Origin of the sequence: Sinomonas sp. P47F7 (assembly GCF_049332655.1) — a bacterium.
In the GTDB taxonomy this organism is placed as follows: domain Bacteria; phylum Actinomycetota; class Actinomycetes; order Actinomycetales; family Micrococcaceae; genus Sinomonas.
The window spans coordinates 3,433,206-3,457,632 of sequence record NZ_CP186327.1 but is presented as its reverse complement, the minus strand read 5'-3'; the positions used below and the strand labels follow the sequence as shown (position 1 = coordinate 3,457,632).

General features: G+C 70.7%; 23 protein-coding genes and 2 tRNA genes. 15 read left to right on the top strand and 10 right to left on the bottom strand.

Going from position 1 to position 24,427, the window contains the following annotated elements; genetic code table 11:
- Positions 1 to 124: 124 nt before the first annotated feature.
- Together ACOKR1_RS16230 and ACOKR1_RS16225 are read left to right on the top strand one after the other, a co-directional pair.
- Positions 125 to 196, top strand: a tRNA-Thr gene (locus ACOKR1_RS16230).
- Between the two features lie 59 nt (positions 197 to 255).
- A tRNA-Met gene (locus ACOKR1_RS16225) sits at positions 256 to 329 on the top strand.
- Positions 330 to 402: 73 nt separating this feature from the next.
- Here the strand turns inward: ACOKR1_RS16225 and ACOKR1_RS16220 are convergent.
- The gene (locus tag ACOKR1_RS16220; RefSeq protein WP_422933967.1) at positions 403 to 1,407 is read right to left on the bottom strand and encodes a DUF6454 family protein; all 1,005 of its coding nucleotides are present in this window, start codon (positions 1,405 to 1,407) and stop codon (positions 403 to 405) included.
- Between the two features lie 177 nt (positions 1,408 to 1,584).
- Between ACOKR1_RS16220 and ACOKR1_RS16215 the strand changes: the two genes are divergently transcribed.
- On the top strand, positions 1,585 to 2,634 hold the full coding sequence (locus tag ACOKR1_RS16215) for an acyltransferase family protein (RefSeq protein WP_422933966.1): 1,050 nt from the start codon (positions 1,585 to 1,587) through the stop codon (positions 2,632 to 2,634).
- Between the two features lie 11 nt (positions 2,635 to 2,645).
- Positions 2,646 to 3,563, top strand: a complete 918-nt coding sequence (locus tag ACOKR1_RS16210) for an aldo/keto reductase (RefSeq protein WP_422936670.1) — start codon at positions 2,646 to 2,648, stop codon at positions 3,561 to 3,563.
- Here the strand turns inward: ACOKR1_RS16210 and ACOKR1_RS16205 are convergent.
- Positions 3,560 to 4,762, bottom strand: coding sequence for an ROK family transcriptional regulator (locus ACOKR1_RS16205; protein ID WP_422933965.1), 1,203 nt, complete (start codon positions 4,760 to 4,762; stop codon positions 3,560 to 3,562). The genes ACOKR1_RS16210 and ACOKR1_RS16205 overlap by 4 nt on opposite strands.
- Positions 4,763 to 4,941: 179 nt before the next feature.
- Between ACOKR1_RS16205 and ACOKR1_RS16200 the strand changes: the two genes are divergently transcribed.
- From ACOKR1_RS16200 to ACOKR1_RS16150, 11 genes are all read left to right on the top strand, one after another.
- Positions 4,942 to 6,633 carry a glycoside hydrolase family 13 protein gene (locus ACOKR1_RS16200; protein WP_422933964.1) on the top strand — a complete coding sequence of 564 codons (1,692 nt, stop codon included), beginning with the start codon at positions 4,942 to 4,944 and terminating at the stop codon, positions 6,631 to 6,633.
- Positions 6,634 to 7,028: 395 nt separating this feature from the next.
- Positions 7,029 to 7,913 (top strand): HpcH/HpaI aldolase/citrate lyase family protein, encoded by an 885-nt coding sequence (locus ACOKR1_RS16195; protein ID WP_422933963.1) that lies wholly within the window; start codon positions 7,029 to 7,031, stop codon positions 7,911 to 7,913.
- A gap of 12 nt (positions 7,914 to 7,925) precedes the next feature.
- Positions 7,926 to 8,168 carry a hypothetical protein gene (locus ACOKR1_RS16190; protein WP_422933962.1) on the top strand — a complete coding sequence of 81 codons (243 nt, stop codon included), beginning with the start codon at positions 7,926 to 7,928 and terminating at the stop codon, positions 8,166 to 8,168.
- A 26-nt stretch (positions 8,169 to 8,194) separates the two neighbouring features.
- A complete protein-coding gene (locus ACOKR1_RS16185; protein ID WP_415856534.1) occupies positions 8,195 to 8,644 on the top strand; it encodes an FAS1-like dehydratase domain-containing protein in 450 nt (149 codons plus the stop codon).
- Positions 8,644 to 9,093, top strand: coding sequence for a MaoC/PaaZ C-terminal domain-containing protein (locus ACOKR1_RS16180; RefSeq protein WP_422933961.1), 450 nt, complete (start codon positions 8,644 to 8,646; stop codon positions 9,091 to 9,093). Before ACOKR1_RS16185 ends, ACOKR1_RS16180 begins: the two co-directional genes overlap by 1 nt.
- A gap of 10 nt (positions 9,094 to 9,103) precedes the next feature.
- Entirely contained in the window at positions 9,104 to 10,396 is a 1,293-nt protein-coding gene (locus ACOKR1_RS16175) for an MFS transporter (protein WP_422933960.1), read from the top strand.
- A gap of 75 nt (positions 10,397 to 10,471) precedes the next feature.
- Positions 10,472 to 11,536, top strand: a complete 1,065-nt coding sequence (locus ACOKR1_RS16170; protein WP_422933959.1) for a UDP-N-acetylmuramate dehydrogenase — start codon at positions 10,472 to 10,474, stop codon at positions 11,534 to 11,536.
- Positions 11,533 to 12,267, top strand: coding sequence for a TetR/AcrR family transcriptional regulator (locus tag ACOKR1_RS16165; RefSeq protein WP_422933958.1), 735 nt, complete (start codon positions 11,533 to 11,535; stop codon positions 12,265 to 12,267). The genes ACOKR1_RS16170 and ACOKR1_RS16165 overlap by 4 nt, the downstream gene beginning before the upstream one ends.
- Positions 12,268 to 12,315: 48 nt before the next feature.
- Positions 12,316 to 13,506 carry an acyl-CoA dehydrogenase family protein gene (locus ACOKR1_RS16160; RefSeq protein WP_422933957.1) on the top strand — a complete coding sequence of 397 codons (1,191 nt, stop codon included), beginning with the start codon at positions 12,316 to 12,318 and terminating at the stop codon, positions 13,504 to 13,506.
- Positions 13,507 to 13,708: 202 nt separating this feature from the next.
- Positions 13,709 to 14,833: a winged helix DNA-binding domain-containing protein gene (locus ACOKR1_RS16155; protein WP_422933956.1), complete on the top strand. Its 1,125-nt coding sequence runs from the start codon at positions 13,709 to 13,711 to the stop codon at positions 14,831 to 14,833.
- Between the two features lie 173 nt (positions 14,834 to 15,006).
- On the top strand, positions 15,007 to 15,714 hold the full coding sequence (locus ACOKR1_RS16150) for a type IV toxin-antitoxin system AbiEi family antitoxin domain-containing protein (protein WP_422933955.1): 708 nt from the start codon (positions 15,007 to 15,009) through the stop codon (positions 15,712 to 15,714).
- Between the two features lie 133 nt (positions 15,715 to 15,847).
- On the opposite strand, the gene asd is transcribed toward ACOKR1_RS16150, so the two are convergent.
- The 8 genes from asd to ACOKR1_RS16110 all read right to left on the bottom strand — a co-directional run bounded on the left by asd (position 15,848) and on the right by ACOKR1_RS16110 (position 24,353).
- Complete coding sequence (gene asd, locus ACOKR1_RS16145) at positions 15,848 to 16,987, bottom strand: aspartate-semialdehyde dehydrogenase (RefSeq protein WP_422933954.1); 1,140 nt, start codon at positions 16,985 to 16,987, stop codon at positions 15,848 to 15,850.
- A gap of 74 nt (positions 16,988 to 17,061) precedes the next feature.
- Entirely contained in the window at positions 17,062 to 17,730 is a 669-nt protein-coding gene (locus ACOKR1_RS16140) for a hypothetical protein (protein ID WP_422933953.1), read from the bottom strand.
- Positions 17,727 to 18,284 carry a dihydrofolate reductase gene (locus tag ACOKR1_RS16135; protein ID WP_422933952.1) on the bottom strand — a complete coding sequence of 186 codons (558 nt, stop codon included), beginning with the start codon at positions 18,282 to 18,284 and terminating at the stop codon, positions 17,727 to 17,729. Before ACOKR1_RS16135 ends, ACOKR1_RS16140 begins: the two co-directional genes overlap by 4 nt.
- Positions 18,281 to 19,123, bottom strand: coding sequence for a thymidylate synthase (locus ACOKR1_RS16130; RefSeq protein ID WP_422933951.1), 843 nt, complete (start codon positions 19,121 to 19,123; stop codon positions 18,281 to 18,283). Before ACOKR1_RS16130 ends, ACOKR1_RS16135 begins: the two co-directional genes overlap by 4 nt.
- A 17-nt stretch (positions 19,124 to 19,140) precedes the next feature.
- Positions 19,141 to 20,115, bottom strand: a complete 975-nt coding sequence (locus tag ACOKR1_RS16125; RefSeq protein WP_422933950.1) for an NUDIX hydrolase — start codon at positions 20,113 to 20,115, stop codon at positions 19,141 to 19,143.
- A gap of 2 nt (positions 20,116 to 20,117) precedes the next feature.
- Positions 20,118 to 22,382, bottom strand: a complete 2,265-nt coding sequence (locus ACOKR1_RS16120) for an RNA degradosome polyphosphate kinase (protein ID WP_422936669.1) — start codon at positions 22,380 to 22,382, stop codon at positions 20,118 to 20,120.
- A gap of 70 nt (positions 22,383 to 22,452) precedes the next feature.
- Positions 22,453 to 23,439, bottom strand: a complete 987-nt coding sequence (mshD, locus tag ACOKR1_RS16115) for a mycothiol synthase (protein ID WP_422933949.1) — start codon at positions 23,437 to 23,439, stop codon at positions 22,453 to 22,455.
- Positions 23,440 to 23,657: 218 nt separating this feature from the next.
- Positions 23,658 to 24,353: a winged helix-turn-helix transcriptional regulator gene (locus ACOKR1_RS16110; protein WP_422933948.1), complete on the bottom strand. Its 696-nt coding sequence runs from the start codon at positions 24,351 to 24,353 to the stop codon at positions 23,658 to 23,660.
- Positions 24,354 to 24,427: the final 74 nt, after the last annotated feature.

Here is a 24,427-nt window from a genome sequence, read left to right as displayed (position 1 = left end):
GGTCCGGCTGCAGCCAGCTGGGGGGTGCAGCCGGACCCTTTTCCGTCCTCTTCACGGCGGGCGGAAAATGAGCCCCCGACGATTTGTTCGAGGGGCTCACGCTCCGGTAAAGTATCTGTCTGTTGCCCCCCTAGCTCAGTGGTAGAGCGCCATCTTGGTAAGATGGAGGTCACGGGATCGATTCCCGTGGGGGGCTCTCTGGAAAGGGTCCGTGTCCACGGCTGTGGCCGGAAGATACGGCCCTTTTCTTTGTATGGCGGTGTAGCTCAGTTGGTTAGAGCGCACGACTCATAATCGTGAGGTCGGGAGATCGAGCCTCCCCACCGCTACCGCAAGACCCCCGGGAGAGATCCCGGGGGTCTTTTGGTTTCTCATTCCACCCAGATCGGGGGATAACCCAGATCAGGACTGCGGGGCCACCGTCGCCTCATACGTGAGGATCTCGGTGCCGTTGCCCTCGTCGCCGTTGTCTGGCGCGACCTTCATGGTGAGGTGCCCGCCGTCGGCCGTCATCTTGAACGGATTGCGGGTGGCCACATGCCCGGCCGTGGACCACTTCTGGAAGGGCACCTCCCGCGTCACGGCGTGGCCCTTCAGATCGATCATCGCCATGCCGCCGAGTTCGTACGTCGCGCCCGCTCCGCCTGCCGCAGGGGTCTGCGGGAGGTTCGTGACGCCGCCGCACAGCATCTTCGAGTTCGGGACGTACTGGCAGTCCTGGTAGTCGATGAAGTAGTTGGGGTTCTCCCACGTCGCGAGCTGCTTGCCCTGGAGGTCCCACTCGGCGAAGCGGCGTGAGCCCCACGTGTTGCCCACGAGGTGGCCCGTCTGCCGGTCCATCACGATTCCGCCGAAGTGATCGGGCACCTCGAACTGCTTGTGGACGTCGAGGCTCGCGGCATCGATGCGGTAGACGATCGAGGCGCTGTTGGGCCGGTATTGCGCGACGGGCACCCACACGTTCGTGCCGTCGAAGTCGATTCCGCCCGGGTGATAGATGTCGCCCTCGCCCAGCGTGATGTCCTTCTGCAGGTTCCCCGCCTTGTCCATGACGAACACGTGGCCGATTCCCTTTCCGGGCGAGCGGTCGAAGCCGTTCTGCGGCGCCGGGTACTTGACCGTCGGCTCGATGATCTGAACGGCCGAGAGGAAGATGTGATCCTCCGAGAACGCGATGCCCTCCGTGTGGTACGTGGGGAAGTTGAGCTTGAGCTTTCCGGTGAGCTGCCAGTTCGTGTTGCGGTCGACGGCGTTGAAGTCGTTCGCGAGCGTCGTCGCCGTCTCGTGCTGGTCGCCGTTTTCCTGTGTGCCGGTGGCGTCCTGGGCAACGGCGACGGTTCCGGCCGACGCGGCGACGAGCGCTGCGGTGGCGGCGATCACGGCGACTCGTGTGCGGATGGTGCGCATGGGGTCCTCTCCCTGCCGGTCTCTTGCATGAGTCCAAAATGCTAGGAGCGCCGTGTTAACGCGCCGTGAGACCGCGCTGAACTCCACAGGTCTATCTGCCGCGCCGGTCCGAACCGGTATCCCAGCGATGCGGCTTCCTGAGAGCCGTTCCCAGACTCGATCGTTACACTCGATCAGATGACCGTTACCGAATCGTTGCCTGCTGTCCGAAAAAGTCCCCCTCGGCTTGGCCACGTTCCGGCGCTCGACGGGCTCCGGGCAGTCGCCATCACCTTGGTCGCCGTGTACCACGGGGTCATGCCCGCGCACTTCGGCGGGGCGGGCGGCGTCGACGTCTTCTTCGTGCTCTCGGGCTTCCTCATCACGACGCTCCTGCTCCAGGAGCACGATGCCTCGGGAACGGTTTCCTTCCGCCGGTTCTACCTGCGCAGGGTCGTGCGGCTGTACCCGCCGCTCCTGCTCATGCTCGCGGTCGTCTTCGTGCCGATCGCGCTCACGATGGGCGTCAGCACCGCCCTCGCGGGCTCTGCCCTCGCGCTCTTCTATCTCATGCCCGTGGGCGCCGAGTCCGGCCAGACGACGCTCTCGCCCTACGAGCACACGTGGTCGCTCGGGGTCGAAGAGTGGTTCTACTTCCTGTGGCCGCCGGTCCTCGTCTGGCTCCTGCGGGAGCGTCGCCGGATGGTCCTCGCGATCGCTGCGATCGTGACGGCCGTCCTTGCCGTCGCGGCGTTCTTCGCCGAGGCGGAGTCGGCCGAGGTCTCCTTCATCCTGCGCGCGTGTGGGCTCATGTCAGGCTGCGTGCTCGCGCTCCTGCTCCATGGCGCCCAGTTCAAGGCCAGCCGCTGGCTCGGCCTCGCGGGCCTCGCGCTCCTCGGCTTCAGCGTGCTGCGTTCCTCGCTCGCGCCGTTCTCCACCGTCGATGTGCTTTCCGCGGACGCCGGCGCGCTCCTGCTCATCGTCGCGCTCGTGCGCGGCCCGCAGGGGGTGCTCCACCGCGTCCTGTCGGCCGGTCCCGTGGCCTATGTGGGGCGGATCAGCTACGAGATCTACCTGTGGCACTACCCGCTCCTGTGCCTCCTGGGCGTGCTCAACCACTCCGACTGGCTCGAGGTGGGGTGGATCGTGCTTCCGCTCTCGATCGGGCTCGCCGCGCTCGCCCACCGTGTCACGCGCCCCCTCGGGGCTCGCCTGCGCACTAGGATGGCCGGGTGGATTCCCGCCTGATCTATGGATGCATGGGCCTCGGCGGCGCGTGGGACGCGCCAGGGTACGGCCCCGAGCACATCGACGATGCAGCGGCGGCCGTCGAGGCCGCGCTCGCGATCGGCATCACCCGCTTCGACCATGCCGACATCTACCGCCGGGGCAAGGCCGAATCGGTCTTCGGCGAGCTTCTGGCCCGAGATGCGACCCTGCGCGGGAGGATCCTGCTCCAGAGCAAGGTCGGCATCCGGTTGGGCGAGGGCGGCGGCTTCGGCCACTACGACCTGAGCGGCCGGGCGATCCTCGAGGGGGTCCAGGGCACGCTGCGCCGCCTGCGCACCGACTACCTCGACCTCCTGCTCCTACACCGCCCCGACCCGCTGCTCGACCCCGCCGAGGTGGGGGACGCCGTCGGCCGTTTGCTCGCGGACGGTGCGATTCGCGCGATCGGCGTGTCCAACATGTCGGCCGCGCAGATGGACGCGCTTCAAGACCACCTGCCCGTCCCGCTCGCCGCCGACCAGCTCGAGCTGAGCCTGGCCCACCACGGCTTCGCGGACACCACCGTGCTCGTCAACCATGCCGACGGCGTGCTCACGAGCTTCCCGCACGGAACGCTCGAACACTGCGCGCGGCGCGGCATCGAGGTCCAGGCCTGGTCGCCGCTTGCGGGCGGCCGCTACTCCGGACGGACGACGGCGGCGGCCACCGACGCGGACCGCGCCACAACTGCGCTGGTCGCCGAGATGGCCGCCGCGAAGAACACCGAGCCGGAGGCGATCGTGCTCGGGTGGCTCCTCCGCCACCCGGCGCGGATCGTCCCGGTCATCGGCTCGGCGAACCCGCGTCGCATCGCGGCCTGTGCGGAGGCTGAGGCCGTCGGCGCCTCGATGACGCGCGAGGAGTGGTTCACGCTCTTCCAGACGGCGCGCGGCAAGCGCGTCCCCTAGCGACCGGCCCCGGGGAGCTCGATCTCGAGCGCCCGCTCCGCCACGTCGTCGAGCGCGCGCCGCACGGCGCCGAGCGCCACGGCGTCGCCCCCGAGCGCCGAGACCTCGACCCGCGCTGGGGTGTCCGTGAGCTCGGGAAGCGCCGCCCGGATGCCCGGGAGGAGCTGAGCCGCGGACGGCGCAACGGCGCCGCCGAGCACCACGAGCTCGGGGTTGAGGAGCGTCGAGAGGACCGCGACGACGCGGGCCATGCGCTCCTCGAGGCGGCGCAGCACGCCCGCGGCCGCGGCGTCCCCGTGGTCTGCGGCCTCGAAAACCGACTCCGCCGTGACGTCCCTCGGCGCGAGCCCCGCGAGACCGGCGGGGGAGCGGGCCGCCTCGGCGCCCCACTCGCGCGCGAGCTGCGCGATGCCGTGAGGACCTTCGGCCCCGTCCACGAGCCGCAGGAACGCGAGCTCGCCCGCCGCCCCGTTGCGCCCGCGCAGGAGCCGGCCGGATTCGATGAGCCCCGCGCCGAGCCGCTCGCCCGCCAGGAGCACGGCGACGTCGTCGAGTCCCTGGGCGGCGCCGCGCCACTGCTCGGCGAGGGCCGCGAGGTTCGCGTCGTTCTCGAGCAGCACGTGCCACCCGTGGCGCGCGAACAGCGCGTCTGAGACGCCGACGTCGAACATCTCCCAGAACTGCGAGCCCTCGGCCACCCGCCCGTCGCGGTCCACGGGCGCCGCGACACCCGCACCCACCGCGAGGACGCTCTCGGGCGAGGACCCCGCGGCCCGCAGCGCGGCGAGGGCCGTCGAGCTCACGGCCTCGAGCCGCGCTTCGGCGGGCCGGGGCCCCTCGGGGAGCGCCCCGGCGGCGGAGCCGAGCGGCTCGCCACGGAGGTCGGCCACGAGGGCCGTGGCCTTGTGCGCGCCGATGTCGAGGCCCACGACCACGCCAGCGTCCGCGCGGAAGCCGAACGTCCGCGGCGGCCGGCCGCGCTGGGGGCCCGTGCGCTCGGGCTCGTGCTCCTCGGCCCAGCCGCGCCGCACGAGGTCCTCGCACACCGCGATGACGGTTGCGCGCGTGAGGCCCGTCAGCCCGACGAGTTCGGTGGCCGTCAGGGGGCCTCCGCGGCGAAGCTCCGCGAGCACCGAGCGGGCCGTCACGAACCGCACGACGTGCGGGCCCACGCCCCCCGGATCGGTTCCCTGCCTCACGCGTGACCCCCTCCTTCGACTCTGCGGGCCCGCGTCGCGACCCCGCGGGCCCGCGTCGCGACCCAGCCCGTTCGCCGTCTTGACCCAGCCAGCACGCCGCCCCAATAATGGTTTGCGGACCTATATTTAGAGTCTAAATTATTTGAAGGATCCCTCAACCCCCACGACAAGGAGAGCCGGTGCCCACCCCTGCCGAGACCGCAGCCACGACCACCCACGACGCCGACTGGTGGCGCCAGGCCGCCGTCTACCAGATCTATCCGCGCAGCTTCTCCGACTCGAACGGCGACGGCCTCGGGGACCTCAAGGGCATCACCTCGCGCGTCCCCTACCTCAAAGCGCTCGGCATCGACGCAGTGTGGCTGAGCCCGTTCTACCCGTCGGCGCTCGCGGACGGCGGATACGACGTGGACGACTACCGCAACGTCGACCCGCGCCTCGGCACGCTCGAGGACTTCGACGAGATGGTCGCCGCGCTCCACGAGGCCGGCATCAAGGTGATCGTGGACATCGTCCCGAACCACACCTCGGACCGGCACGTCTGGTTCCAAGAGGCGCTCGCCTCGCCCAAGGGCTCCGCTGCCCGCGGACGCTACATCTTCCGCGACGGGCTCGGCGAGAACGGTGAGCTCCCGCCGAACGCGTGGACGTCGATCTTCGGCGGCGGCGCGTGGGAGCGTATCACCGAGCCGGACGGCACGCCGGGCCAGTGGTACTTCCACCTCTTCGCGAAGGAGCAGCCGGACCTCGACTGGGACAACCCCGAGGTCCACGAGGACTTCCTCACGACGCTCCGGTTCTGGTCCGACCGCGGCGCGGACGGGTTCCGCGTCGACGTGGCCCACGGCCTCAAGAAGGACCTGAACGCGGAGGTGGCGAGCCTCGACCTCCTGCACCGCGCGGACCTCTTCCGTGAGGGCGAGCACCCGCTGTGGGACCGCGACGAGGTCCACAGCATCTACGCCGAGTGGCGCAAGGTCTTCAACGAGTACAACCCGCCGCGCACCGCCGTCGCGGAGGCGTGGGTACATGCGGACCGTCGCGCCATGTACGCCTCGCCCGAGGGCCTGGGGCAGGCGTTCAACTTCGACCTCCTCGAGGCCGACTTCGACGCCGAGCAGTTCCGGCGCATCATCGCGAAGAACCTCGCGGAGGCCGCGGCGACCGGCGCCTCGTCCACGTGGGTGTTCTCGAACCACGACGTGGTGCGGCACGCGACCCGCTACGGGCTCCCCAAGGGCTCGGGCCGCGGCGGGAAGGGTGCCGACGGCAAGGACTGGCTCCTCGAGGGCGGCGACCCCGCGCAGGTGGACGCCGAGCGCGGGCTCCGGCGCGCGCGGGCCGCGACGCTCCTCATGCTCGCGCTCCCGGGTTCGGCGTACCTGTACCAGGGCGAGGAGCTCGGCCTCCAGGAGGTCGGCGAGATCCCCGACGCGGACCGGCAGGACCCCACGTTCTTCCGCAACAAGGGCGTCGAGGTGGGCCGCGACGGCTGCCGCGTGCCGCTCCCGTGGGAGGCCGAGGGGGCGTCGTTCGGCTTCGGCGCGAACGGTGCTCACCTGCCGCAGCCCGCGTGGTTCGCAGGCTACGCCGCGAGCGTTCAGGAAGCGGACGCGGGTTCGACCCTCGCGTTCTACCGCCGCGCCCTCGCGCTGCGGCACGAGCTGCAGGGCTCGGAGTCGCTCGGCTGGCAGGACGCGTCCGACGACGACGTCCTCCACTTCGTGCGGCCCGGCGGCTGGCACGTCGTGGCCAACTTCGGGACGGCCCCGCTGGAGCTCCCGGCGGGGGAGATCCTCCTCGCGAGCGCCGACGTCGAGGGCGGCAAGCTGCCTGGCGAGGCGACCGCGTGGGTGCGCGTGGCACGCTGAGAAGGGTTTTTATCAAATCGCTTGACATAATAATCGCGCGGTAGTCCACTGGTACGTGGATCGTCGCGCTGGGGAGCGATTCGTCGACCCGTCTCGAGGAATCAGGAGCTGTGCCATGGCCGATGTCGAGTCCCAGGTTGTCGAAGCCGCCGCCGAGGAGCGGGCTTCCAGCGGTGAATGGGGACCAGGAAGTTTACTGCGCACTACGTCGTCAGCTCGAACGCCTTCAAGGGCCTCTGGCATCACGTGGTACGAGGCGTGCGGCGGCTGGAAGTGCCGCATCGCCCTGAGCATGTAGTGGTTCCCTTGGCGCCCACCCCGGCCACGCGCCGTCGTCCGGGGTGGGCGCCGCCGTCGAATGTGCCTGCGGCCCCCACGGGAGATACCGTTGACCCATGACCTCAACGACCGCCGCCGATTCCTCACGCCCCACCCGCGGTGACGCCTCACGCCCTACCCGCTCCGTGAACCCCGAGATTGCCCGCTCGTGGCTGCTCGTGAACGCGATGCGGGCCGAGACCTTCACGGAGGCGGCCTCATCCCGGGCCGATGCGGTGATTCTCGACATCGAGGACGCCGTGGACCCCTCGCACAAGGACGAGGCGCGGGAGAACGTCATCCGGTGGATGCGTGACGGCGGCGAGGCATGGGTGCGCGTCAACGACGCGACGAGCGCGTTCTGGGCCGACGATCTCGCGGGGCTGCGCGGCACGCCGGGCCTGCTCGGCGTCATGCTCGCGAAGACCGAGTCCGCGGACCAGGTGACCGAAAGCTTCCACCGCATGGACGGCAAGGTGCCCGTGATCCCGCTCGTGGAGTCGGCCGTGGGCATCGAGGAGGCCAACAACATCGCGCGCGCGCAGGGCGCGTTCCGCCTCGCGTTCGGCTCGGGCGATTTCCGCCGCGACACGGGCATGGCCGCGACGCCCGAGGCCATGGCGTACCCGCGGGCCAAGCTCGTGGTCGCGAGCCGGGTCGGCGCGCTGCCGGGCCCGATCGACGGCCCGACCGTCGGGACGAACCACCCCATCCTGCGCGAGCAGAGCGCCATCACGGTCATGATGGGCATGACCGGCAAGCTGTGCCTCGCGATCGATCAGACCACGGTCATCAACGAGGTCATCAGTCCGACCCCGAGCGATGTCGCGTGGGCGTCCGACTTCATGCGCGACTTCGAGGCGAGTGGCCGCGTGATCCGCGACGGCTCCGACCTCCCGCGCCTGGGCCGCGCCGAGAAGATCATGAAGCTTGCCACGGCGTTCGGCGTCAACCCCGCCTGATCCGATCCCCGCGTGAACGACTTCTGGGAGAACGCCTCCCCCCTCTACAAGAGGGTCGTGCTCTTGGGCATGGCCCTCTTGGGGATCGGGCTCATCCTCAACATCACGGCGAACCTCGCCCACGTCATGTGGCTTCTGTATGGCTCGATGGCGATGATCGGGCTCGGTCTCGTGACGCATCTCGTGGGGCTCGGCATCCGGACCCGCGACGCCCGGCGCCGGCTCCGCGCGCAGAAGCCGCCGAAGACTCGCTAGGCTCGGCACCCGATAGGCTACTGGCCATGGCCATCAACCCCGACCTGCAAGGTCGCGTCTACCCGCCCGCCGAGGTGTACGACGTAGCCCGCGAGAAGATCCGTGAGTTCGCGCACGCCGTCAAGGCGGGCCACCCGGCGCATTTCGACGTCGACGCAGCCCAGTCGCTCGGCTACGCGGACGTCGTCGCGCCGCCGTCGTTCGCGATCATCGTGGCCCAGCGCGCTGACGCCCAGCTCATCGCCGACCCCGAGTCCGGCATCGACTTCTCCCGCGTGGTCCACGCCGAGCAGCGCTTCACCCACCACCGTCCGATCGTGGCCGGTGATCGCCTCACGGCCGAGCTCCACGTCGACCAGGTCCGCGCGATGGGCGGCGGCGCCATGATCACGACCCGCGCCGAGATCGCGTCCGAGTCGGGGGAGCGGGTCGCCACCACCACGTCGTCCATCCTGGTCCGAGGGGAGGGCCAGTAATGGCCGCAGTATCAGCGCCCGCGTTCGAGCAGCTCGAGACGGGCCTCGAGATCGGCCGCCGCGACATCGCCGTGACCCGCTCCGACCTCGTCAAGTACGCGGGCGCGTCCGGGGACTTCAACCCGATCCACTGGAACAACGAGTTCGCGGTCGCCGTCGAGCTCCCCGGCGTCATCGCGCACGGCATGTTCACGATGGGCGCCGCCGTGCAGCTCGTCGTGGACTGGGCCGGGGACCCGGGCGCGGTCGTCGACTACCAGACGCGCTTCACGAAGCCCGTCCCGGTCGCGGACACGACCGGCACGGACGAACCGGGCGCGATCCTCGAGGTCGTCGGAACGGTCGGGGCGCTCAATGCGGAGGCCCGCACGGCCCGAATCGACCTCACGGTCATGAGCGCCGGGCAGCGTGTGCTGACCAAGGCGCAGGCCGTCGTCCGGCTCGGCTGAGCGAGGCCTCGTGAAGTCCACGGGGCAGGCGACCCGGGCGGCCGTCACCCCGCGGGAGCTGCGGAGGTGGCACGCCGCCGTCGTCATCGCGTACGCCGCGAGCGGGGTCGCGTTCTCGAGCTGGGTGGCGCGCATTCCCGCGCTGCGCGAGGACCTCGGCCTCACGCCCGGCGGGATCGGACTCCTGCTGCTGTGCATGACGCTCGCGTCCTTCGTCTCGGTGTCCGCCTCCGGTCTCGTCGTGATCCGCCTCGGCTCCCGTCGAACCATCCAGGCTGGGGCGGCGCTCCTCGGCGTCGGCCTCGTGCTCGTGGGCGCGGGTGCGACGCTGTTCCGGGAGCCCGCCGTGTGTGCCGTGGGCTTCGCGACGATCGGGCTCGGGACCGCGAGCTGGAACACGGCGTCCAACGTCGAGGGTGCCGCGGTCGAGCGCGCGCTCGGACGCTTCATCATGCCCGCCCTGCACGGCTCGTTCAGCGTCGGCACGGTCGTGGGCGCGATCCTCGGCTCCTGGGCGGCCGCGGCCTCCGTGCCGCTCCTGTGGCACGTCGGATCCGTGGGCGTCGTGGTCGCCGCGTGCGTCGTGACCTCGGCGCTCATGCTGCGCGCGGACGCCGTGGGCCGGGCAGCGCCCGAGCTCGAGGCCGTGCGCGCCGTGGACGACGGCGCCGAGCCGGCCCTCGCGGTCGCCTCGCCCGAGGGCGGGCGGGGAGGCCGGGCGCAGATGGCCGCGGCATGGCGCGACCGCCGAACGCTCTTGCTGGGCGTCATGGTGCTGGGCCTCGCCCTCGCCGAGGGCGCCGCGGGGGATTGGGTCGCGCTCGCGCTCTCGGACGGCTACGGCGTGTCCCAGGCCGCGGGAGCCGGCGGGTACAGCGTGTTCGTCGCCGCGATGGCGGCCGGCCGCTTCCTCGGGACCCCCATCCTCAACCGGCACGGGAGGGTCACGGCCCTCCGCGCGTGCGCGGTCCTCGCGATGCTCGGCCTCGGCCTGTTCGTGCTTGCGCCGACGCTGTGGCTCGCGTACGTGGGGCTCGTGCTCTGGGGCTTCGGGGCGTCGCTCGGCTTCCCGGTGGGGATGTCCGCGGCGGCCGACGACCCCGCGACCGCCGCCGCCCGCGTCTCCGTCGTCTCGACCGTGGGCTACGGCGCGTTCCTGTGCGGCCCGCCGCTCATCGGCTTCGTCGCCGAGTTCACGGGCGTCCGCTACGGACTCGCGACGGTGCTCGTGTTCGTCCTCGTGAGCCTCGCCCTCGCGGGCCAGGCGGCCCACCGGACGATCGCATGGGTCAAGCCGGTGTGACGGCGTCCTGGCTGCAGCGGGCGTCGCGCGGGCAGCGCGAGGCGCCGGCCGCCGTCGTCCGGCTAAGCTGAAACGGTGAGCCAGACCCTCCTCTCGACCCTGACCACGTCCGCCGTCGGCGGGCCCGCCGCCCGGTTCGAGGAGGCGCGCACCGAGTCGGAGATCATCGACGCCGTCCGCACCGCGGACGAGGCGGGCGAGCCGCTGCTCATCATCGCGGGCGGATCGAACCTCATCGTGTCCGACGATGGCTACCCCGGGACCGTGCTCAAGATCGCGTCCGAGGGGCTCGCCGTGAACTCCGCGGACACGTGCGGCGGGGTCTCCGTCGCGGTCCAGGCGGGCCACCCCTGGGACGACTTCGTGAACCATGCCGTGCACCACGCGTGGAGCGGAGTCGAGGCGCTCTCCGGCATCCCGGGCTCCGCCGGAGCGACCCCCGTCCAGAACGTCGGGGCCTACGGCCAGGACGTCTCGCAGACCATCTGGCAGGTGCGCACGTGGGACCGCGAGGCGCGCGCCGTCACGACGTTCGTCCCGTCCGAGCTCAAGTTCGGCTACCGCGACTCGCTCCTCAAGCAGACCACGGTCCAGGGCTCGCCCCGCTACGTGGTCCTGACCGTCGAGTTCCAGCTCGCGCTCGGCCGCATGGGCGCCCCCATCCGCTACGCGGAGCTCGCGCGCGGTCTCGGCGTCGAGCAGGGGGAGCGGGCCTCGGCGCTCGCCGTGCGCCGCGAGGTCCTCCGGCTGCGCGGCTCGAAGGGCATGGTCCTCGACCCCGCCGACCGCGACACGTTCTCGACCGGCTCCTTCTTCACGAACCCCGTGCTCACCGCTGAGGCCGCGGAGTCCCTGCCCGAGGGGGCCCCGCGCTACCCCGCGGGCAATGGCCTCGTGAAGACCTCGGCGGCGTGGCTCATCGATCACGCGGGCTTCGCGAAGGGCTACGGGCTCGGCGGGGACAGCGTGACGGGCGGGCGCGCGGCCCTGTCCACGAAGCACACTCTGGCCATCACGAACCGGGGTGGGGCCAGCGCGAAGGATCTCCTGTCCCTCGCCCGCGAGGTGCGCGACGGCGTGCGCGAGCGGTTCGGGATCGAGCTCACGAACGAGCCGCTCCTCATCGGGCTCGAACTGTGAGCGATTCGGGGGAGCCGTCCGCCAAGGCCGGCGCCCAGCGCGACCGCGCGCTCTTCCGTCACGACGTCGCGGCGGCGGCGCTGCGGCTCTACGCCGACCAGGGCTACGAGGCGACGAGTGCCGAGCAGATCGCGGCGGCCGCCGGGCTCTCCCGCAGCACGTTCTTCCGTCAGTTCCGCTCGAAGGAGGACGTGGTCTTCGCGGACCACGACGCCCTGCTCGAGGAGGCCGAGGCGTTCCTCGCCGGGCCGCACGAGGATCCGTGGGACGCCGTGTGCGCGGCGGCCGAGCTCGTGTTCGCGCATTTCGACGAGCAGCCCGATCTCGCACAGCTGCGCTACCAAGTGGTGAACCACGAGCCGAGCCTCCGCGACAAGGAACTCGTGACGACGTTCCGCTACGAGCGGCTCTTCCGCCGCTATCTCCGCGCGGCGGTGGCGGGTATCGACCCCCTCGACGCCGTGCGCTTCGCGGCCACGGTCATCGCGACCCACAATTACTTCCTCCGCGCGCTCATGCGCGGCGAACCGGGCTACGACGCGACGAGGCTGCGGCGCGAGCTCGACGGCGTGCGGCGGCTCTACGGCGTTCTGCCGGGGGCGCCGGCGTCACCTTCCGGAACGGACGACGGCGGCGGGCGGCGGGCGGACGACGTGGTCGTCGCGGTGTTCCCCAGGTCCCTTCCTCCGGAGGAGCTCGCGCGGCGGATCCGGGAGCAACTCGAGGGCTGATACCGAGTACCAGTTGACCTGACACTGAGTTTCGGCGATGGTTGGATCATGCCCGACTACGACGTCTCCGACGCCCTCGACACCGACTACTACGATGTGTTCTCCGCTTTCGGCGGGATCCCGGCAGCGGATCGGGCCCACTGGGAGCGGGCGCGCCAGTTCGTCGGCGAGGCGCTTCCGGTCATGAACGACTACTGGGACCGCGCTGAGTACCCCGTCCACCTCGTCAAACGCATGGGCGAGCTCAACCTCCTCGCGGACGGGATCGAGGTCCCCGGGCTCGAGCCCATGAGCCCGCTCGCCGCCGGACTCGTCAACATGGAGATCTCGCGCGGTGACGGCTCGCTCGGCACGATCGTCGCGGTCCAGGGCGGCCTCGCGCTCCGCTCGATCGCGTTTCACGGCTCGGACGCCCAGAAGGAGCGCTGGCTCGGGCCGCTCGCGCGCGGCGAGGAGCTCGGCGCGTTCGCGCTCACGGAGCCGGACCACGGCTCCGACTCGGTGAGCCTCGAGACGCGGGCCCGGCTCGACGGCGATCACTGGGTGCTCGACGGCGAGAAGAAGTGGATCGGCAACGGCGCCTCGGGCGGCGTCACGGTTGTCTGGGCACGCGACGAGGTCGGGGACGTGCGCGGCTTCCTCGTCGAGCAGGACACGCCGGGCTACGAGGCCGAGGTCATCGAGGGAAAGGCCTCGCTCCGAGCCATCCACCAGGCGCGGATCCGGCTCGAGGGCGTCCGGATCCCGCAGGAGAACGTGCTCCCGGGCGCCCGGACGTTCAAGGACACGTCGCGCGTGCTCGTCGCCACGCGGCTCGGGGTCGCGTGGTCCGCGCTCGGGCACGCGACGGCCGCCTACGAGGCGGCGCTCAACTACGCGACGCAGCGCGTGCAGTTCGGGAAGCCGCTTGCGAGGTTCCAGCTCGTTCAGGACAGGCTCTCGCAGATGCTCGCCGAGCTCACGAGCATGCAGCTGCACTGCGTCCACGTCGCCGCCCTCGACGCCGCCGGCCAGATGCGCCCCACACAGGCGTCCATGGCCAAGTACCACAACACGCGCAAGGCCCGCTTCATCGCCTCCACCGCGCGCGACCTCCTCGGCGGCAACGGGATCCTGCTCGAGAACCACGTGATCCGCCATCTCGCGGACATCGAGTCGATCCACACGTACGAGGGCACGGAGAGCGTCCAGGCGCTCCTCATCGGCCGCGACGTGACGGGTGTGGGGGCGTTCGCGTAGCCCTCGGGTTGCGCCGTCACCTCCGCAGGGTGCCTTCGGTTGCGCCGTCACCTCCGCAGGGTGCCTTCGGTTGCGCCGTCACCTCCGCAGGGTGCCTCCGGTTGCGCCGTCACCTCCGCAGAGCGCGCACCCAGCGGACGTGACGGCGCAAGGGGACGATTGCGGACTGATCCTGTCCGGGTCCGCGGGGCATGATGGTCCCATGACGACGCCCGCCCCGAGTGCCCGCAAGGTGACGACGACGGCGCTGGCCCGCCTCCGCTTGGCAGCGCAGGGGCTCCTGCCCTCTGGCTCGGTCGGTGTCGGGCTGGGCCATCCCGACGACTCCGTGGACGTCGTTCGCCGCATGACCGCTCTCCAGAGCCAGGACCTCGCCTCGGGCCTGCTCGCCGTCGGGGTCCGCGCCCGGGCGGGCACAGCGTCCGGGGTCGCGTCCGCCTTGGCGAGCGGCGCCGTCGTCCGCACGTGGACCATGCGCGGGACGCTCTTCCTCGTTGCCGCGGAGGACGTGCGGCTCTTCGTGGGGCTCGCCGCTGAGCGCGTCATGCGCTCAGCCTCTGCCCGGCACCGCGGCCTCGGCATCGCGGAGGAGGACGTCGCAGTGGTCCGCAAGGTCGCGGAATCGCGGCTCGCCGGGGATGTCGGCCTGACGCGCGCCGAGCTGTTCGAGGCCTTCGAGGCTGCGGGCCAGCCCACCGCGGCGCAGCGCGGCATTCACCTCCTCTCGATCCTGAGCCACCGGATGGTGCTCGTCCAGGGCCCGCTGCGCGGGCGGCAGCAGGAGTTCCGGCTCGCGGACGAGTGGCTTCCGCGCGCCGACCGGCTCGCGAGGGACGACGCCGTCGAGCACCTCGCGCGCCGATACCTCGCCGCCCACGGGCCCGCCGACGAGCGGGACTTCGCGTGGTGGCTCGGCCAGCCGCTCGGCGTGGTGCGCGGGCCGTTCGCTGCCGCGGCTGCCGAATGCGCCGCGCTCGAGTTCGACGGCCGCGTCCTGTTCTGCGCCCCCGACGTCGCGTCGCTCCTCGACACGCGGGCCGCGGCCCGGGCCGTCGTGGCGCTCCCGGGGTTCGACGAACTGCTCCTCGGGTACCGCGAGCGCACCGTGGCCGTCCCGGAGCGCTACATGCAGCGCGTGATCCCGGGCATCAACGGCGTGTTCAAGGCGACCATCATGGTCGGCGGACGGACCGTCGGCACATGGGCCAAGGGCGGGACCCCAGCGGCGCCCCGCGTCGTTCCGGAGCTGTTCGAGGACCTCGGCCCCGCGGCGGCCGCCGGCGTCGCACACGCGGCGGCCCGCATCGAGGAGTTCTGGGCGGGCTAACCGCCAGGCGCGCCGGCAACGGGTTGCCAGCGGCCGCGCGCAACTGCTGCCCTGACCCGCAACTCCGTGGGGTATTCCCTACGGAGATGCGGGTAATCCACGGACATGCAGTTTTGCCACGGAGAGCCACGAACCGCGTTGCCCGAGTATCGGCTTGACGCGACGATCGAGGCATGGGGATGCGCTCAGTCGAGGAACTGTTTGCAGCCGCGTGGCCAGGAGGTCATGACGTGGCCTCGACGGCTGCGCTGAAGTCGGCGGGAATCGACGATCGGCTGCTGGCCAAAGCCGTGCGCAGCGGACTGGTTCTGAGGTTGCGTCAAGGGGCCTACATCCCGGTCCACCGCTGGGACCCCCTGACGCGGTGGGAACGCGAAATTGCCAGGCTCGACGCCCACGTCGAGGGGACGCATGGTTCGGCCGTCTACTGCTTGGCGAGTGCCGCAGTTCTGCGCGGATGTGCGGTCTGGAACGTCGGCTCCGCGATCCACGTGGCGACGAGCTACGCCGGTTCCCGAGCCAGTCGGTCAAAGGACACCGCAACCCACCAGCTCGCGCTCGCCGAGAACGATGTGGGCAGGGATCTCCGCGCGGGAGGCGGAGGGCCCTCACGGTGGTGGACTCGCTTGAGCGCGCGACCGAGTCCGTGGGGGAGAGCCGGACTCGGATTTTGCTCGAACGCCTGGGGTTCGAACGGCCTCAGGTGCAGTTCGAGCTGCAGACGGCGGCTCGCGAATCCCTGCTCATGGAATTGGGCTGGGTGTTCGTACGCCTTCGCTGGACAGACTTGGAGCGCCCGGACGAGGTGCGACGACGCATCCAGTCTGCGATTCGAACGGCTGCGCGACGGTCGGCTTGACGCCGAGATCGAGCGCCGGTGAAATACGTGCTGCCCTCACCCGCATTTCCGTGGGGTATTCCCTACGGAAATGCGGCTCAGGGCAGCACATGTGGACCCGGGGGTGGCCAGCCAGGCCAGCCGGCGGGGGCCCCGGCCGAGACTCGTCCCCCGGCCTAGAGCGTTCCGGTCGCAATCTTGAGCATGCGGCGCAGCGGCTCGGCCGCGCCCCACAGGAGCTGGTCGCCGACCGTGAAGGCGGAGACGTACTCGGGGCCCATCTCGAGCTTGCGGATGCGGCCCACGGGGATGTCGAGCGTGCCGGACGCCGCGACGGGCGTCAGCTGGTCCATTGACGCCTGCTTCTCATTCGGGACCACGCGCGCCCACTCGTTGTCGGCGTCGATGATCCGTTCGATCTCGGCGACCGAGAGGTCTTCGCGGAGCTTGAGCGTGAGTGCCTGGGAGTGCGAGCGCATCGCACCAATCCGCACGCACAGGCCGTCCATGATCACGGGGTCGATGGCCCCGCCCGCCCGCGTGCCGAGGATCTTGTTCGTCTCGACGCCGGCCTTCCACTCCTCCTTGGACTGGCCGTTGCCGAGGTCCGCGTCGATCCACGGGATGAGCGAGCCAGCGAGCGGCACGCCGAACTGGGTCGCGTCGACGCCGCCGCGCTGGGCCGCGAGCACCTTGCGGTCGATCTCGAGGATGGCCGACGCCGGGTCGTCGAGTTCCGCGGACACCGCGCCGTGGATCGCCCCGAACTGGGTGATGAGCTCGCGCATGTGCCGCGCGCCGCCGCCGGACGCGGCCTGGTACGTCATCGACGTACCCCACTCGACGAGGTTGTTCCGGAACAGGCCGCCGAGGCCCATGAGCATGCACGAGACCGTGCAGTTGCCGCCGATGAAGTCCTTGACACCGGCCGTGAGGCCCTCGTCGATGACCCTCCGGTTGACGGGGTCGAGCACGATGATCGAGTCGTCGTTCATGCGCAGTGTCGAGGCGGCATCGATCCAGAGTCCGTCCCAGCCGACAGCGCGGAGCTGCGGGTGGACCTTCTTCGTGTAGTCGCCGCCCTGCGTCGTGACGATGACGGGCAGCTTCGCGAGGGTCTCGACGTCGAACGCATCGAGGAGCTTCCCCGCGTTCCCGCCGGCGGAACCAGCGAACGCGGGGGCGGCGCCGCCCGCGTTGGACGTCGAGAAGAACACGGGGTTGATCGAGGCGAAGTCGCCCTCGTCCTGCATGCGCTCCATGAGCACGGAGCCCACCATGCCGCGCCAGCCGACAAAACCCACCGAAGAAGTCATGCCCTCCATTCTACGGAAGGCGCGCGCCGGGTCAGCTGTGCGTTACTTCACGCGGGCGCGAGGGGCCCGGCGCGTCAATCGTTGCGCACTGCGCGGAGGGCGGCGAGGAGGGCGGCGGCGTCCCCGGGCTCCTCATGCGCGCCCTCGGCTCCTGGAGGCTTCACGCCGAGTAGCCACCCGCCGTCGCCCGTTCGGCGCACGGAGAGCGCGTAGCCCTGCCCGACCTCGTGCCGCTCGACGAGCACGCGCCCGTCGGGGTGCTCCGCGAGGTGGCCCTGCACGAGCATGAACGTGGCCTCGGCGGGCGGGACGTCGGCCCGCTGGGGGAGCGCCCACCACGTGCTGTAGGCGCGGGGGCGGAGCAGGATCGCGACGCCCTGCGCCTCGAGCACGACGATCCGGTCGGTGAGGCCAGGCGCCTCGAGCGTCAGGTCCATGCGGCGCTCGGCCCCGCCGAGGGCGGCCGCGATCCCGGCGATCGGCCCGTCGATCGCGAGCTCGGCTGAGGGCCCCACGTGCGCGAAGCCGCGCGCAACTAGCGAGGACGCCCCGCTCGCGATCACCTCGGGCAGCTGCGTGTAGTCATCGAGGCCGAGGAGCTCCGCGGTCCCCGGCGCCGCGTCGCCGCCGTGCACGGCGAGCAGCGCGAGGATCTCGCCGAAGCCGAACCTCAGCTCTTCGGGGTAGGCCTGCTCCTCTGGATAGCCCGGTGCGTCGGCGGGTCCCGCGCTGGCCTCGGTCACCGCGTGTACACCGCCCACCGATAGAGAACGCCCGTGCGCGACTCGTGCCACGCGCCGTCCGCTGGTTCGGACCAGCCAGGGGCCCACTCGGGGCCGAGCGCGGGCGCGTACGCGTCGCCTTCGACGTCGAGGTCCAAGAACGTCACGACGGCGACGTTGACGTCCTCGAGTGCGAGCGCCTGCGCGAACAGCTCGCCCCCGCCCACGAGCCACGTCCGGGGGCTCCCGGGCGCGCGCCGCGCCTTCGCGAGTCCCTCCTCGAGCGAATGGACGACGACGGCGCCCTCCGCCTCCCAGCCCTCCCGGCGGGTCACGACGATGTTCGTCCGCCCGGAGAACGGACGGTAGCGCTCCGGAATCGAATCCCACGTCTTCCGGCCCATGACCACGGCGTGGCCCTTCGTGACGGCCGCGAAGTGCTTCATGTCCTCGGGCACGTGCCACGGCATCGTCCCCGCCCGGCCGATCACGCCGCCGCGGGCCTCGGCCCAGATGAGTCCGATCCCCGCCGTGGCGTTGGCGTCCTGCGGAGTGAGCGCTCGCAGGTCGCTCATATCGCGATGGGCGCCTTGATGCCCGGGTGGTGCCGGTAGTCGAGCACCTCGAAGTCCTCGTAGCGGTACTCGAAGAGGCTCTCGGGCCTGCGCGCGATGCGAAGTCTCGGGTAGGGATACGGCTCGCGCGAGAGCTGCTCGCGGACCTGCTCGACGTGGTTGTCGTAGATGTGGCAGTCCCCGCCCGTCCATACGAACTCGCCGACGTTGAGCCCGAGCTGCTGCGCCATCATGTGCGTGAGGAGCGAGTACGAGGCGATGTTGAACGGAACCCCGAGGAACATGTCCGCGCTGCGCTGGTACAGCTGGCACGAGAGCTTGCCCGGGCCGCCGTCCTCGGGAGCCACGTAGAACTGGAAGAACGCGTGGCACGGGGGCAGCGCCATCTTGGAGAGCTCGGCGACATTCCACGCCGAGACGATGTGGCGGCGCGAGTCGGGGTTGGCCCGGAGCGAGTCCATGACCGCCGCGACTTGGTCGATGTGCTGGCCGTCCGGCGTGGGCCACGAGCGCCACTGGACGCCGTAGACGGGGCCGAGCTCGCCGTCGTCGTCCGCCCACTCGTCCCAGATGGTGACGCCCTGCTCCTGCATCCAGCGCACGTTCGAATCGCCGCGCAGGAACCACAGGAGCTCGACCGCGACGGACTTGAAGTGCACGCGCTTCGTGGTCACGAGGGGGAAGCCCGCGGCGAGGTCGAAGCGGATCTGGCGCCCGAACACGCTGCGCGTGCCCGTCCCCGTGCGGTCCGACTTGTGGGCTCCGTGCTCGAGGACGTCCCGGAGAAGGTCCTCGTAGGGCGCGGCGATGAGGGTCGCAGGGGGAGTCGCGGTGGCCATGGCTCCAGCCTAGCGGGCTAGTCCTCGAACGGCTTGAGCTGCTCGGTGACGACGACGCGCGGCGCGCCGGCCACGGGAACGTGGAACACGATGAGCTCGCCGGGCGTGAGGTACGGATCCTCGGTGGGGAGTTCGGCGTCGATGCCCGGCTCGCAGCGGAGCGCGAAGGCCGCGAGCACGGTCGGCAGCACCGGCCGGTGCGTGCACAGGACGGCGCTTTTCGCCTTGTCGAACAGACGGTCCACGGTGGCCGCAGCCCGGTCCGGCTTCCGCTTGTGGGACGCCTCGGTGAGCTTCTCGTCGAGCTTGACCTTGACCCGGCCGTTCGCGGCCGCGATGTAGGGGCGCACGGTGTCGACGCAGCGCCGCCACGGGCTCGTCACGACGCGCTCCGGGTTCCAGACCTGCAGCAGCCGGCCCACCGCGGCGGCCTGCCGAATGCCCGAGGCCGCAAGCGTGCGGTCGCCCTCGGCCTTGGTCCAGGAACCGCGCGGCTTCGCCTTCGCGTGCCGGAGGACGATGAGCGGGCGCGTGTCGAGCTCGCCGCGGCGGTGGGCCTCGACGAGCCAGCCGAGCGGGAGCGCGTCCGTCTGGTTCGTCAGGAGCGTCGCGGCCTCGTCGACGCCGCACCAATGCGTCTCGTCCACCTCGGTGCCGTCCGGGCGGACGACGGCGGACTGGCCCACCTTGAGTGCCCAGTAGTGCACCACCTTGAGGCCGGCGAGCACGCGGTATCGCGTGGCCGGGAGCGGAATGCCGAGCGGTCCGTCGAGCCCGATCTCCTCCCACACCTCGCGCGCGGCGCACTCGTGCATCGTCTCGCCGGCGTCGAGCTTGCCCTTCGGCCACGACCAGTCGTCGTAGCGCGGCCGGTGGATGAGGAGCACCTCGAGCTGGCCCGCGCGGACGCGCCACGGGACGGCGCCGGCCGCGTAGACCGAGATGGCTTCGCTGAGGTCTCCCTCGGGTACCGCCGGGGGTTGATCGGTCATGGTCACCGGAGGGCCACGGACCGCTGACGCGCCCGCGAGGCGAGGAGCCACGACTGAACGTCTTCGAGCAGCCGGCCGTCGTCGTCGAGGTGGTGTCGGGTCCACGTGCCCATGCTGTCGAGGTGCCAGCTCGCGGTCTCATCGTCGAGGTAGCGGTCCAGGAGCGAGAAGAGGTCGGCGATGTCCTCGCGGTTCCGCAGCTGCACGAGCGCCTCGACGCGGCGGTCGAGGTTGCGGTGCATCATGTCCGCCGAGCCGATGTAGACGACGGGGTTCCCGCCGTTCGTGAACGCGAAGACGCGAGAGTGCTCGAGGAAACGGCCCAGGACGGAGCGGACCGTGATGTTCTCGCTCAGGCCCGGAACGCCGGGGCGCAGCGAGCAGATGCCGCGCACCACGATGTCCACCTTCACGCCGGACTGCGACGCGCGGTACAGCGAATCGATGATGGCCTCGTCGACCATCGAGTTGACCTTGATGATCACGCGGGCGCGCAGCCCCGCGCGGGCGTTCTTGATCTCGGTCTCGATCCGGTCGATGAGGCCCGAACGGACCGAGCGGGGCGCGACGAGGAGGCGCTTGAACGTTGACTTCGGGGCGTAGCCCGAGAGCTGGTTGAAGAGCTTCGAGAGATCCTCGCCCACCTGCTCGTCGCACGTGAGGAGGCCCAGGTCCTCGTAGTAGCGCGCCGTGCGCGGGTGGTAGTTGCCCGTGCCGATGTGGCTGTAGCGGCGCAGGCCGTCGTTCTCCTGGCGCACCACGAGGGAGAGCTTGCAGTGGGTCTTGAGCCCCACGATGCCGTACACCACGTGCACGCCCGCCTGCTCGAGCTTTCGCGCCCAGGAGATGTTGGCCTGCTCGTCGAAGCGCGCCTTGATCTCCACGAGCGCGAGGACCTGCTTGCCGGCCTCGGCCGCATCAATGAGCGCGTCGACGATCGGGGAGTCGCCGGACGTGCGGTACAGGGTCTGCTTGATGGCCTGGACCTTGGGGTCCGCTGCGGCCTGCTCGAGGAACGCCTGGACCGACGTCGAGAACGAGTCGTAAGGGTGGTGGAGGAGGATGTCGCGGCGGCGCATCGCGGCGAACACGTTCGCGGCCTTCGCGGTCTCCGATTCGTTGAGGAACCGCGAGGTGTGCGCGATCTGCTTCGGGTAGTGAAGCTCGGCCCGGTCGATCCCGCCGATCACGGACAGCCCCCGGAGGTCGAGGGGAGCCGGAAGCGAGTACACCTCAGACTCCTCGACGCCGAGCTCGCGGACCAGAAGGGCCCGGATGTTCGGGTTGATGTCCGTGGTGACTTCGAGGCGCACTGGCGGGCCGAATCGCCGCCTCAGGAGCTCCTTCTCGAGCGCCTGGAGGAGGTTCTCGGCGTCGTCCTCTTCAACTTCGAGGTCCTCGTTGCGGGTCACGCGGAACGTGTGGTGCTCGAGCACCTCCATGCCCGGGAAGAGCTGGTCGAGGTGGACCGCGATGAGGTCCTCGAGCGGGATGAAGCGCGCGAGCCTACCCGCAACGTTTCCGGCGCGCGGGCCGTCGACTGAGATGAGGCGCGGGAGCTGGTCCGGCACCTTGAGGCGCGCGAAGAGCTCCTTCTCGCTCACGGGGTTCCGCACCACGACGGCGAGGTTGAGCGAAAGCCCCGAGATGTATGGGAACGGGTGGGCCGGGTCGACGGCGAGCGGCGTGAGGATCGGGAACACCTGCTCGGCGAAGAGCGTGCTGAGGCGCTCGTGCTCGGTCTCGCCGAGGTCCTCCCACGTGACGAGCTTGATTCCCGAGTCCTCGAGGGCGGGGCGGATGTGGGCGGCGAACGCTCGGCAGTGCCGTTCCTGGAGCTCGTGGGCCTCGTGGCTGATCTGGTCGAGGACCTCGTGGGGGCTCAGGCCGGCCGCGGACGGGACGGCGAGGCCTGTCGCGATGCGGCGCTTGAGGCCTGCAACGCGGACCATGAAGAACTCGTCGAGGTTCGAGGCGAAGATCGAGAGGAAGTTGACGCGCTCGAGCAGGAACAGCTCCTCGTCCTCTGCGAGCTCGAGGACCCGCGCGTTGAACGCGAGCCAGCTGAGCTCGCGGTCCAAGAAGCGGTCCGGGCCGATCTCGCCCTCGGGGGAGGGGCTCGGGAGGAACTGCGGGATGTCGATCCGATCCTCCGTCGCGCGGGAGGCGGGGACCTCGGACGAGCCGAAGACCGGCGTGGCGGCCGCTGGCCGGGGTGCCGTTTTCGTGGAGACGCCTACGGCGACTTCCGAATTCTGCGGCGCCATTGCTGCGGTGCTCTCGTTATTGGCTTCGGTCACTGTTCCTCCGCAGAAGCTCTGATGTCCTCGGTCCAGCCTACTCGGCGTTCACTGACGCCGCGGGCCCGTAGAGCACGTCCTTGTCCCACAGCGTGAAGCCGAGCTTCCGATAGAGGGCGACGGCGGCCGAGTTGTCCGCGTCTGTGTACAGCATGACCGTCTTGAGGCCCTTCCCGTGCAGGTAGTCGATGCCCGCGCGCGTGAGCGCGAGACCCAGGCCCTTGCCCTGCGCGGACGGGTCGACGCCCACCGCGTAGACCTCGCCGAGGGCCTTGTGTTCGCCGTGGGCCGGGTGCACCTTCGTCCAGTGGAAGCCGAGGATCCTGCCGTCGTCGTCGACCGCGAGGAAGAAGCCGGCCGCGTCGAACCACGGCTCGCTCATGCGCGCTTCGAGGTCGCTGCGGCGCAGCGCGCCCTGCTCGGGATGGTGGGCGAACGCCGCGTGGTTCGCGGCGAGCCAGGCGTCCTCGTCGAGGCCGGGCTCGAAGGTGCGGATCGTGACGCCCGGCGGCAGCACTGGGGCCGGACCGTCCGCGTGGCGCACGAGCACCATCTTCCAGAGCTCGCGCAGCGGCACGTAGCCGTAGAGCGCCGCGAGCTCGGCCGCGGCCTCGTGATTGCCGTGGGACCACGCTGTGAGGCCTTCGCGCCCCGAGGGGCCACGCAGCTCCTTGATCGCCTCGACGAGCCGCACCCCGACGCCCTGGTTCCGGTACGTGGGGTGCACGGCGAGTTCGACGACGCCGGCGCCGTCCGGCTGGAACGCGATGACGGCTACACCCGCGAGGTCCTCGGGGGCGGGCGAGCCGGACGTGTCGTCGAGCGCGTGGACCGCGATCGTCACGATCTCCTCGGAGCGGGTCTCGGGCGAGCGCAGGAGCACCGTGGTCTGTTCCGAGAGGGACGGGTTGCCGTCTGAATCTTCCGCGGCGGCGAGCAGGGATTCGATCTCCACCCACAGGGCCCGTGGAACGCGGCCTTCGACGACGGTGGCGGGCCAGTCCTGGGGATAAGCGCTCGTCATGAAGCAAGGCTAGCGAATGCGCACGCGGTGTGGGCGGTTTGCCCGCCCGAGAGGGCCGCGTGTAGAGTAGATGACCGCGGCTGAGCCGCTCCGAGGGGGATCCACCAGTGGGGTGGCCTCGATACGTTCGACCCGTATGTCCTCCACCACAGGCGAGGCCCCGCACCGTTTCGGTGCGGGGCCTCGTCGCGTTCGGGGCCGTTCCTCGGCGGAGTGGCCTAGGCCTCGCTGAGCTCGTCCTCGCTGAGACGAGTCAGCGTGAGCCGGTAGCCCACGTTCCGGACGGTTCCGATGAGCCCCTCGTGGTCGGGCCCGAGCTTGGCGCGGAGGCGCCGGACGTGCACGTCGACCGTGCGGGTGCCGCCGTAGTAGTCGTAGCCCCACACCTCGGTCAGGAGCTGCTGGCGCGTGAAGACGCGCCCGGGATGCTGGGCGAGGTACTTGAGCAGCTCGAACTCCTTGAACGTGAGGTTGAGCGCCTCGCCGTTCACCCGCGCCGTGTAGCTCGCTTCGTCGATCACGACGCCGGCTGCCCGGATCTCCGTGTCGGGCTCCTCGACGTGCGAGGTCCGCGACATCGCGAGCCGGATGCGCGCCTCGATCTCGGCGGGCCCTGCGGACTCGAGCACGATGTCGTCGACCGCCCATGCGGAGGAGACGGCGGCCATGCCGCCCTCGGTGAGGATGAGCAGGAGGGGTGAGCTGAGCCCCGTCGCCTTGAGCAGCTGGGTGAGGGAGCGGGCCCCCACGAGGTCCTTGCGCGCGTCGAGGAACACGACGTCGGCGGGATCCGCGTCGAGCAGCGCGGTCGGCTCGGCGGCCAAGATGTGAACCTGATGGTTCAGAAGTTCGAGGGCAGGAAGGACTTCGACCGAGGAGCCTCGGCTGTTGGTCAGCAGCAAGATGTGCGACATAGTTCCTCCCGAAGAGCAGGCTGCACAACGTCGGGCAGGTCGTACCTATGCGGACGATTATACGGGTGAGCCTA

What these genes read in the sequence shown, in the direction of transcription:
- ACOKR1_RS16110 (WP_422933948.1), bottom strand. Translation starts at nt 24,353, where the DNA reads ATGTCGCACATCTTGCTGCTGACCAACAGCCGAGGCTCCTCGGTCGAA.
- ACOKR1_RS16215 (WP_422933966.1), top strand. Translation starts at nt 1,585, where the DNA reads ATGACCGTTACCGAATCGTTGCCTGCTGTCCGAAAAAGTCCCCCTCGG.
- ACOKR1_RS16130 (WP_422933951.1), bottom strand. Translation starts at nt 19,123, where the DNA reads ATGGCCACCGCGACTCCCCCTGCGACCCTCATCGCCGCGCCCTACGAG.
- ACOKR1_RS16180 (WP_422933961.1), top strand. Translation starts at nt 8,644, where the DNA reads ATGGCCGCAGTATCAGCGCCCGCGTTCGAGCAGCTCGAGACGGGCCTC.
- asd (WP_422933954.1), bottom strand. Translation starts at nt 16,987, where the DNA reads ATGACTTCTTCGGTGGGTTTTGTCGGCTGGCGCGGCATGGTGGGCTCC.
- mshD (WP_422933949.1), bottom strand. Translation starts at nt 23,439, where the DNA reads ATGACGAGCGCTTATCCCCAGGACTGGCCCGCCACCGTCGTCGAAGGC.
- ACOKR1_RS16125 (WP_422933950.1), bottom strand. Translation starts at nt 20,115, where the DNA reads ATGACCGATCAACCCCCGGCGGTACCCGAGGGAGACCTCAGCGAAGCC.
- ACOKR1_RS16160 (WP_422933957.1), top strand. Translation starts at nt 12,316, where the DNA reads ATGCCCGACTACGACGTCTCCGACGCCCTCGACACCGACTACTACGAT.
- ACOKR1_RS16155 (WP_422933956.1), top strand. Translation starts at nt 13,709, where the DNA reads ATGACGACGCCCGCCCCGAGTGCCCGCAAGGTGACGACGACGGCGCTG.
- ACOKR1_RS16135 (WP_422933952.1), bottom strand. Translation starts at nt 18,284, where the DNA reads ATGAGCGACCTGCGAGCGCTCACTCCGCAGGACGCCAACGCCACGGCG.
- ACOKR1_RS16185 (WP_415856534.1), top strand. Translation starts at nt 8,195, where the DNA reads ATGGCCATCAACCCCGACCTGCAAGGTCGCGTCTACCCGCCCGCCGAG.
- ACOKR1_RS16120 (WP_422936669.1), bottom strand. Translation starts at nt 22,382, where the DNA reads ATGGCGCCGCAGAATTCGGAAGTCGCCGTAGGCGTCTCCACGAAAACG.
- ACOKR1_RS16195 (WP_422933963.1), top strand. Translation starts at nt 7,029, where the DNA reads ATGACCTCAACGACCGCCGCCGATTCCTCACGCCCCACCCGCGGTGAC.
- ACOKR1_RS16150 (WP_422933955.1), top strand. Translation starts at nt 15,007, where the DNA reads ATGGGGATGCGCTCAGTCGAGGAACTGTTTGCAGCCGCGTGGCCAGGA.
- ACOKR1_RS16220 (WP_422933967.1), bottom strand. Translation starts at nt 1,407, where the DNA reads ATGCGCACCATCCGCACACGAGTCGCCGTGATCGCCGCCACCGCAGCG.
- ACOKR1_RS16210 (WP_422936670.1), top strand. Translation starts at nt 2,646, where the DNA reads ATGGGCCTCGGCGGCGCGTGGGACGCGCCAGGGTACGGCCCCGAGCAC.